Annotated in this window: 6 protein-coding genes and 1 pseudogene; 6 read left to right on the forward strand and 1 reads right to left on the reverse strand. The window is 66.0% G+C overall.

The annotated features are described in order from the left end of the window. A pseudogene (locus tag AC08OQ_RS09840) lies at positions 1-921 on the reverse strand (ParA family protein); the annotation flags it as partial. A gap of 627 nt (positions 922-1,548) precedes the next feature. Here AC08OQ_RS09840 and AC08OQ_RS09845 point away from each other — a divergent pair. The 6 genes from AC08OQ_RS09845 (at position 1,549) to AC08OQ_RS09870 (ending at position 8,456) form a co-directional block, all read left to right on the forward strand. After that, positions 1,549-1,932: an SHOCT domain-containing protein gene (locus AC08OQ_RS09845; RefSeq protein ID WP_462204007.1), complete on the forward strand. Its 384-nt coding sequence runs from the start codon at positions 1,549-1,551 to the stop codon at positions 1,930-1,932. A gap of 30 nt (positions 1,933-1,962) precedes the next feature. Beyond that, positions 1,963-2,595: a GAP family protein gene (locus AC08OQ_RS09850; RefSeq protein ID WP_476601489.1), complete on the forward strand. Its 633-nt coding sequence runs from the start codon at positions 1,963-1,965 to the stop codon at positions 2,593-2,595. A gap of 397 nt (positions 2,596-2,992) precedes the next feature. After that, positions 2,993-3,754 carry a ribonuclease BN gene (locus AC08OQ_RS09855; protein WP_462204009.1) on the forward strand — a complete coding sequence of 254 codons (762 nt, stop codon included), beginning with the start codon at positions 2,993-2,995 and terminating at the stop codon, positions 3,752-3,754. A gap of 954 nt (positions 3,755-4,708) precedes the next feature. Beyond that, positions 4,709-6,607 (forward strand): phosphatidylglycerol lysyltransferase domain-containing protein, encoded by a 1,899-nt coding sequence (locus tag AC08OQ_RS09860; protein ID WP_476601488.1) that lies wholly within the window; start codon positions 4,709-4,711, stop codon positions 6,605-6,607. A 502-nt stretch (positions 6,608-7,109) separates the two neighbouring features. Continuing rightward, entirely contained in the window at positions 7,110-7,514 is a 405-nt protein-coding gene (locus tag AC08OQ_RS09865; RefSeq protein WP_476601487.1) for a hypothetical protein, read from the forward strand. 264 nt (positions 7,515-7,778) lie between these two features. Next, entirely contained in the window at positions 7,779-8,456 is a 678-nt protein-coding gene (locus AC08OQ_RS09870; protein WP_476596069.1) for a Crp/Fnr family transcriptional regulator, read from the forward strand. The last annotated feature ends 595 nt before the right edge of the window (positions 8,457-9,051 follow it).

Here is a 9,051-nt window from a genome sequence, read left to right on the forward strand (position 1 = left end):
AACTTCGAAGGGCCGGAACTCCTCGACCAGGCTCTGCAGTTCCCAGGCGAGTTCCCGGCTGAGCTGCTCGGTGAGAATGGCGGGGAGCTGGGCGCGGGCCGCGCCGGCGAAGTGCTTGTTGCTCTCCCGGAGCATCGCCTCGAAGACGGGCAGCCCGAGGCTTCTGGTCTGCGCTATGTAGGGCCGCAGCGCCGAAACGGGCTGACCACCGTAGTACTGGACCATCGTGAAGACGACGCCCAGAATCATCGGTTCCAGTTTCTTCACGGCCGGCCGGAGGTCGGCCTGCAGATCAGCGACCTGGTTGAACTCCCAGGTGAACCGGCGCAGCCGGGACTGCAGGTGATCGATTCCGAGGGTGGACAGCTCGTCCGGGCGGGCCGGGATGAGCAGCTGGTCGCTGGCCGCCACGGCGGACCTCGTGATGACGCCGAAGTTCGGCGGGCAGTCGATGAGCACCAGATCGTAGAGCCGCCCGGGCAGGGTGGCAAGCCCGGCCGCGAGACGCAGATAGACGTCGAAGTAGTGGCGTGTCGACCGGTGGATCTGTGCCCCACCCAACCGCGCGGCGAGATCCATCTCGACGTCGCCGAGGGCAAGGTGGGACGCGATCAGGTCGAGCCGGCCACCGCCATGCGCGATGCGGGAGTTCGCCACCGTGGGGGCGGTGACGAGCGCCTCGAGTCCCGGCACCGGCCCGTCCATCCGCCAGGCTTCGAACCACTGTTTGATGGTCCGGCCCTCGGCGAGGTGCGCCCGCCAGTCCTCCGGCCGGTAGAAGGAGAAGGTGAGGCTCGCCTGCGGATCAAGATCGATCAGAAGAACCCGTTTTCCCCAGCGGGCGATCTCCGCGCCGATGTTCGCCGTCAGAGTGGTCTTTCCGACTCAGCCCTTGTAGTTCATGACCGAGACCACTTTCACGGTGTCACTGCTCTTGTGGATGACCGCGATATATTAAGGTAGCCGTCAGGTTGGCTTCGTGGACTTCGATGATGTGTCATCCGGCGGTCCCCCTGTCGCGCACTGGCGCCGTCCGTACGCGTGACCCGCGCCGGCCTTCTTCCTGCCAGCACACCACGTGCCGTTGACGCCATTTCCGGGATCCCCCGGACGGGTGAGTGCCGTGCGTGGACATTTGGCCGCCGATGACCATCGATCGTCCAGCTGATCCCACGTTGGGAGGGCCGTGGGAGAGGCCGTAGGGCAGCCAGCCGCGCACCGGCTCCGGACTGCCGCCACGCCGGGCATGGCCGACTGGTGGGTACACCATGGTCAACTTCAAGCGAAGTGGGACGGTGCTAAGACGAAGGCCCGCAAGTCCGGCCGGACGCCCCAAGCCGACCGTCTTCCGTCAGTGCCCCTGGTCACCTAGTGCCCCCGGCCACCGTCTGCGGCATCGGGCCGAGACGAGAGGGTGAGTTTCGGGTGATGCTGGGTTTGACGCGGCGAACAGGCGGTAGGTAATGGCTGTGGTAATGCGGCGCACCTGACGCGCACGGGCCGGGAGGACCCGGTCCGGCTGTTGGCTCGGCGAGCGAGGAAGTGGTTATGGACTATCCGTTGCTTAATGCTTTTCTAACAGTTCTGTTTATCTTTTTGTTTGCCGTCTGGATCTATTTCCTGTTTGTTATCTATGCTGATATCTTTCGTAGTCGGGATCTGTCCGGCTGGGGGAAGGCCGGCTGGTCGATCTTTGTCCTCGTGCTTCCGGTCATCGGTATCCTGAGTTACTTGATCGTGCGCGGCGACGGGATGCAGGATCGGATGGTGCTCCACAAGCAGTACGAGGAGGAGGCGGTCCGCGGCTACCTCCGCGCCGCGACCCGCACGACCAGCATTGCTGACGAGCTGGCCAAGCTCGACGACCTGCACCGCCGCGGACTGCTCAACGACCAGGAGTTCGAGCGCGAGAGGGCTAGGATTCTCGCGTGAGTCAGCATGGTCAAGCGGTGGGGAGCATCCATGGACGGTCTCCAGATTCTCCCGCTGGCAATCACCATGATGATCGGACCACAGATCATGTCGGCGATCATCTTCGTTACCACGCCACGAGCCGGGCGGGTATCTCTGGGGTTCCTGGCCGGTGTGGCGGTCGCGACAGCGACCGGTGTGGCCGTCATGATGGGCCTTGCTGCACTGCTAGACAGCGATGTCGACCTGGGCAGCCCGAGGAGTAACGGTTCAGCCGGCCAGATCATCCAGTACGTACTGGTGGGCCTGTTGGCAGCCGCCGCCGTGAAGAACTGGGTGCGGCGCGAAACGGTGGAGCCGCCGAAATGGCTGATGACGCTGATGGCGGCAGATCTGATGAAGGCGTTCCAAGTCGGACTGTTCGTCATTCTGCTGATGCCCTCGGACATCGTGATTATGATGACGGTTGGAATACATCTGCAGCAGAACAACGCGTCCTATGCGGCAGCACTCCCGTTCATCGGGATGACCGTTACGGTGGCGGCACTGCCGCTGCTTGCCCGGGTACTGTTCCATAGACGGGCAGAAGTCGCCGCACCGCGCGTCCGAGACTGGATGAACACCCACAGCTGGCTCATCAACATCATCGTCTGCATCATTTTCATCGCCCTCATCATCGACTGAAGCGGCTGCTTGAGTCCCCGCCCCGGAGGGCGAGCGCCGCACACAGGAGTCGAAATGAAATAACTTGCGCGTTTCGAACCTTCCACAGGCCTGTGACCTGCGATGATGCTCTCGATCACGTATTTGTTACTTCATTACGTTCCCACAGGGCATTCGGCGGATCCGGCGATGAACCCGGTGCTGTGGGGAGGACGCCATGCCCCGGAGCTGGCGTACGAGTAATAACAATCTTGCGTCGCGGCCGTCTGGCGGCGCTGGCGCTCACCGCAGCGGCGCGCTGCGGCGGCCAATCAGGACGCTCTGTGCGCGCGTCGGGACAGCCCGGGTGCGTGCAGGGCAGTCCTCGGTAGGAGACCTGGCGTCCAGACTACATGAGGCGGATCTGATTAACAGGGCGATGAATCTCGCCGCGATGATCCTGATGATTTTCTTTCCTTTTGTCATCACGCTGGCGGCGCTGTCGCCGCTGCGGCAGGGCGGTGCGGCGGACATAATCATCGCGCGCATGGGGTTGAGCCATGATGCGGCGATGGCCGTGGAACGACTCTTTACCCCGCGGAGCGGAACCGTCATCACTGGCTGGACAGTACTGGGAGTGCTCTGGCTGATAATTGGCGGACTGAGTCTGGCTGCGTCCGTCCAGTCCATTTATGTGCGGGTCTTCAGGCTGAAGCCATTCGGGCTACGCGGCCTACTGGCCCAGGTCGTCTGGCTCTGCGGACTGATCTTCTTTCTTGTCGCTACCACGAGTCTCGGGGCGCTGCTCACCGGCACCGTGGCTGGTCAGGTCTGCTACGGCCTGGTAGCCACCGTGATCCTGGCGCTCTTCTTGTGGGTCGGGGTCCGGGTGCTCACCATCGGCCGGATGAGCTGGCGGGACTCGTGGCCGACAGCCCTGTTCACGACGATCGGCCTGACTGGTCTGGGTGTCGTCAGCCGGCTGGCATTCTCGGCTTCGATCGTGGCGAACGAGCGTAGCTATGGCGGGATCGGGGTTGTGTTCACCATCCTGTCGTGGCTGATCGGTTTCGGTGTTGTCCTCATCGGAGGGGTAATCGTCGGCACGTGGTATCTCGACACCGAGCTGTCGGTCGCCGGCATCCTCAGAAAGTTTCATATCGGGAGGAGGATGGGCCGAGACCAAGCCCGGAAATCATGAGATGAGCCGGTGCGCGGATCGATGCCGAGGGCTACAAGGGCCAATGACGTGTGACCTGGTGTTGATCGTGTCTGGCGGACAGCAGGAGGTGACGCCGTGTGAGCGGCGGATCTGGTCGACCGGCGTCCTGCCGTCTTACTCTAGGTTCAGGGCGTCAACGTCGCCTCCATAGGGTCCAAGCCGGGCACCCGCATCGGCCGCAATCCGAGCCGGGCCGGTAGTGCTCGTGGTCATGACGCGCATGGCCGCAGCGGCAGTGCAGGACAAGCAGACCGCGGATCGACCTCACAGGGCCACCTCCGTCCGGATGGGAGTGATAAGTGAGTTAACTGCCTAAATGTCGTATATGAGCCAATCTGCCTGGTATGTCTAGACGTTCGGGCGGAGATCGTCCAGGTCGTCCTTCCCGGCCGGCCCGGGGACGCCTGCCTGGCTCTCGTCCGCGACTCGGCGCCCTCTCCGCGTGACCACCCCGAGGCCCGGCCCGGCTACGACCGGGTGGCCCGAGGAACGTCTGTGACGGGGCGGTTTATCGTCTCCAGATCCTGAGCGCCGTAGCAAGCGACCCATCGGGAGACGATAGGGATCATGAGTATCTCGAGCGGGACCGGGGCATCGGGCACCTCGGCCGGGCGCCACGCCGACGGGCGGCGGGGGGGAAACGCGCCGCCCGAGGCGAACGAGCGCGCTGTCATCCGGCGCCGGTGGTGGCCACGCCCGGCGGTGCGGCCGAAACCCGGTCTGTCCGGCGCCCGCCGGGGCCTGTCCGCCCGGTCTGGTCCGGTCGGTCGGGGGCCCGCCGCCTCTCCCGCCTCTCCCGTCCCTCCCACACCGCCTGCCCCCCAGGCACCGCGTGCCCTGTCGGCCTCGGCGGCGTCATCGGCCTCACCGGCGTCGTCGGCCCCGCCGCTGACGACACCACCCGGCGCCCGTTCCGGCAGGAAGAGCAGCAGGATGCCCGTGCTGCCCCCCTGGAAACGGCCGTGGGCGCCTCGGGCCGCTGCGCTGCTGGCCCTGGTTGTCGGCCTGGTCGACGTCGTCTCCGCGGTCACCCCGGAGTGGCGCTCCGGCCTGGAGGACCTGCGAGTGCTCCTGCCCCCTGCAGCCTCCCAGCAGGCCGCCGCGTTTACCGTCGTCGTCGGCATGCTGCTCGTGCTGCTGACGCCGGGGCTGCGCCGCCGCAAGCGGCGGGCCTGGCGGGCCGTGGTGGTCCTGCTCGGCGTGAGCATCGTGCTCCACGTTGCCAAGGGTCTGGACTACGAGGAGGCGGCCGGATCGGCCGCGCTGCTTATCGCCCTGCTGCTGGTTCACGGGGAGTTCCGGGCCAAGGGCGACCCGTCGACGCGTTGGCGGGCGCTCGGCGTCGGCCTGCTGCTCACCGTCGTCTCGATCGGGATCGGGTTCCTGCTGCTCTATCTGCGCCAGGACCGGATCGTCGGCCCGCATTCGCTGTCCGCTCAGTTCGAACAGATCGTCGAGGGACTCGTCGGGATCCCCGGTCCGCTGCGGTTCACCTCCGACCGGTTCTCCGACCTCGCCGCCCGCGTGCTGCTGACGATGGGCCTGTTGACCATCGTGACCACCGGCTACCTCGCGCTGCGACCGCCCGAGCCCCGGCCCCGGCTGACCGACTCCGACGAGGAACGGATACGTGCCCTGCTGGCCCGGCATGGCAAGGCCGACTCGCTGGGATACTTCGCGCTGCGGTCGGACAAGTCGGTGATCTGGTCACCGACCGGCAAGGCCTGCGTGGCCTACCGGGTGGTCTCCGGCGTGATGCTGGCCAGCGGAGACCCGCTCGGTGACCGGGAGGCTTGGCCGGGGGCCATCAGGGAGTTCCTGCGCGAGGCGGCCGACCATGCGTGGATGCCGGCGGTCCTCGGCTGCTCGGAGGCGGGTGGCTTCGCCTGGACCCGCGCCGGTCTGTGCGCGCTGGAATTTGGTGACGAGGCCATCGTCGACACGGCGTCGTTCATGCTGGAGGGCCGGGCGATGCGTAACGTTCGCCAGGCGGTCGCCCGGGTGGAACGCGCCGGCTACACTGCGGTCGCGCGGCGGGTCGGCGATCTCGCGCCGGCCGACCTCGCCCAGCTGAAGGCACAGGCCGCGGCCTGGCGGGGTACCCAGACGGAACGGGGCTTCTCGATGGCGCTCGGCCGCCTCGGCGGCGGCGCGGACGGCGACTGCGTGGCCGTGATGGCCTTCTCCCATGATGCGGGCCCCCGCGACGCGGACGACCCGGTGAACGGTGCTCCGGGTCACCCGGCGAACGACACGACGAGCGGAACCGGAGACGACGCGTCGCATGCCGGCGCGGCCGGCACCGAGCCCCGGCTGCGCGCCCTGCTGCACTTCGTGCCGTGGGGACCCAACGGCCTGTCGCTGGACGCGATGACGCGGGACCGGACCGCCGACAACGGGCTGAACGAGTTCCTCATCGTCAGCGCCCTGCGCCAGGCCCGCGAGCTGGGCGTCGAACGGCTGTCGCTGAACTTCGCGTTCTTCCGGTCCGCGCTCGAACGCGGCGAGCGCCTGGGCGCCGGGCCGGTCATCCGCTGTTGGCGTTCCCTGTTAATATTCTTGTCCCGCTGGTTCCAAATCGATAGCTTGTACCGGTTCAACGCCAAATTCCAACCCACCTGGCAGCCCCGTTACATCTGCTACTCCGCCAGTTCCGAGCTACCACGGATCGCCCTGGCGATGCTCGAAGCCGAGGCCTTCCTGGTCTGGCCCCGCTGGCGCGACCATCTGTCCGGGTTATCCCGGCTGTCCCGGCTGTCCCGGTCCGGGACGGCCGGCATCCATCACCGTGTCCGAAGAAAGGACACCTCGACCGGCACTGGGCCAGGCTGACCGGATCTTCGCCGGAATGTCCTTCGGCGTGTTCTGCGCGCTGAACCTCGGGCTACGCCACCGTGACTTCGGCGTGTGGCGTCCGGTGCTTCGAGAGAGTCTGCGGTGGGCGGTGCCGTCCGACGTCCGCAAAGGTGGCGTGCCCACTGTCTTGCGCTGATCCCCGCTGCTGGTCCCAGAGTGGATTTCCGGGGTCAAATCGGTGCGATCCAGGCGATGTTCCTCGGTTCTTGATCTGCATTTTTAGTGTGTGCCGCTGATCCGAAATGCCGACGGTAGCGGGCATGATGGTGGCGGCGTCCTGGATGTCCGGTGCCACCACGGTCTGCTCGTCCAGTGCTCCATCGCAGAGCCTTCCTGTCTCATCGAACCGCCGAAAAGGGCCTCATCATGTCATTAAAGGGAAGATCCTCCTTCTGACTCTGGTGTAGGCAGCAACATTCTCAATCGCGGCTGGTTGCAACCGTGACCAGTTGTTCCTTTGACGGAAGAGGAGCCAAGCGTGGCAAGTGTGATCGACGGCATCTACCGGATCAGCATCGCCGGGCAGCAGACCCTCACCGACGTGGGCGGGGGCAACCTCGTCCTTCTGCCCGACGGCGACGGCGACGGGCAGGTGTGGCAGGTGCAGCGCGCCGACGACGACACCTACACGATCCGCAAGCCGTCCGGCGGGGCTTTTGTGGGCTTCGATGGTGACCCGGACGCGTTCGAGCGGGTACGTGTGCTCCCGGAGCCGCGTGAATGGAAGATCGCTGATGGCCCCCAGTCGGGTACCTTCACCATCGGTGTCCCGGACAATGAACTGACCCTGGGGCTTCACCCGGCGCTCATCTACCCGCCGCTGGTTGCCCTGTCACCCATCTTCAGCGAGGACAGGGGCTGGATTTTCGAGGGCGTCGAGTAGTCGAGTAACCCGTTCACCCGGGTCCCGGCCCGGCCGGTGAACGAGGCCCTGCGCCGATGGCACGGGAGCCGGGCGCCGTGCCGCGGATGGCAGCAGTTCGACCATCCGCGGCACGGCACGGCACATCGGCACATCGCGGCCGAGAGCAAACCGGGCGAACCGGATAGAAAGGATTGATCGGACAAGACCGCTGGTCGGTCACCTCAGCCGCATCCTCTCGGTGGCGGCGCCGAATGCGGGTCCGATCCGCGATACTTCTGTGGGATGACCGATTCTGTCCGGCCTGCCCGGCGGGGAATGCAGGCGATCCTCGGCGACCGTCTCTGGCAGGCGTTGTTGTCATGCGGTTCCCGGTGCCATTTCCGGTCGCGGCAGATGCTGCTGCGTCAGGGCGATCCAGATGATTTCCTGTTTCTGCTGACCACCGGCCGGGTGAAGGTGGTGCGCATGGACGCGGAGGGCTCGGCCCTCCTGCTGGCGCTGCGCTCGCCCGGGGACATGATCGGTGAGATGGCGCGAATCGGAACCGGACGTACCGCCACGGTGCAGGCGATCGATCGATGCGAGGCGCATCGGGTCTCCGCCGCCATGCTCGACTCCTTCCTGCGGCGGCACGGCGTTCAGGGAGCGCTCGCTGACTACGTGGTGAGCAAGCTGTCCGAAACGGTTCCCTACCAGCATCAGCTCGTGCATTTCTCGCCGCGGCAGCGGGTCGTCCGCCTGCTGTTGGAACTGGTCGCCCTCGCCGGACCGGAGCTGCCCGATCCGATGCGGGTGCCGTTCTCGCTCGATGCCGTCGCGGAGTCCCTGGGACTCGCCCGGAGCACGGTGGCCGCACACGTGGCGGCATTGCGAGAGGAACAGGTGCTGCGGCCGGGGCCACGGCTCGCGGTGGCGGACATCTCCCGGTTGCGGGCCGAGGTGGGCATCACGACCGGCTGAGCATGCCGGTCTGGCCCGTGGACTCCAGGTCGTCCGCTGGCTCTCCGTTGACGGGAGCCGGTGGGCCGACGAGATGTGGTCCGTGCCACTGTTGAACCGTCCGTCGATGGACGTTTTTGTCGCTCTTCCGCCGCGACGCTGAAGAACACGGGCACGACATCCGTGCTCTCCCGCGAACGCGAAGGATTCAGCGATGGCCTCTACAGGCTTCCGCATTCCGCACCTCCCCTTCCGGTGGGTGTATAGGGGTTGGAATCCCGCCTTCAGGCAGGGGAGAACGTCAAATGTGCCATCCCCTCTTCATCCCAGAAAGACTATGTTCCGTAGTCGGCTGATCGTCGAAGCCGGCCGATGATCCGTTTGCGGACCTCGTCGAGCGCACTAGTCTCTGTTGCTGATGGTAGCGATTCACTCTCTCTCGGTTCTGGAGGAAGTGTGGACAAGTCCGTGAGGCGGAAAGCCGCGGTTGTCGCGGTGTCTACGGCGGCGGCAGTGTTCGTCACCGTGGGGCCGGCGGCTACGAGCGCGCTGGCGTTGAGCTATCTCGGTGGCCCGGTGGATGAAAAGATCGCCAAGGATCGCTGGGACCGTTGGG

The sequence above is a fragment of the Frankia sp. CcCS3 genome (assembly GCF_977927575.1).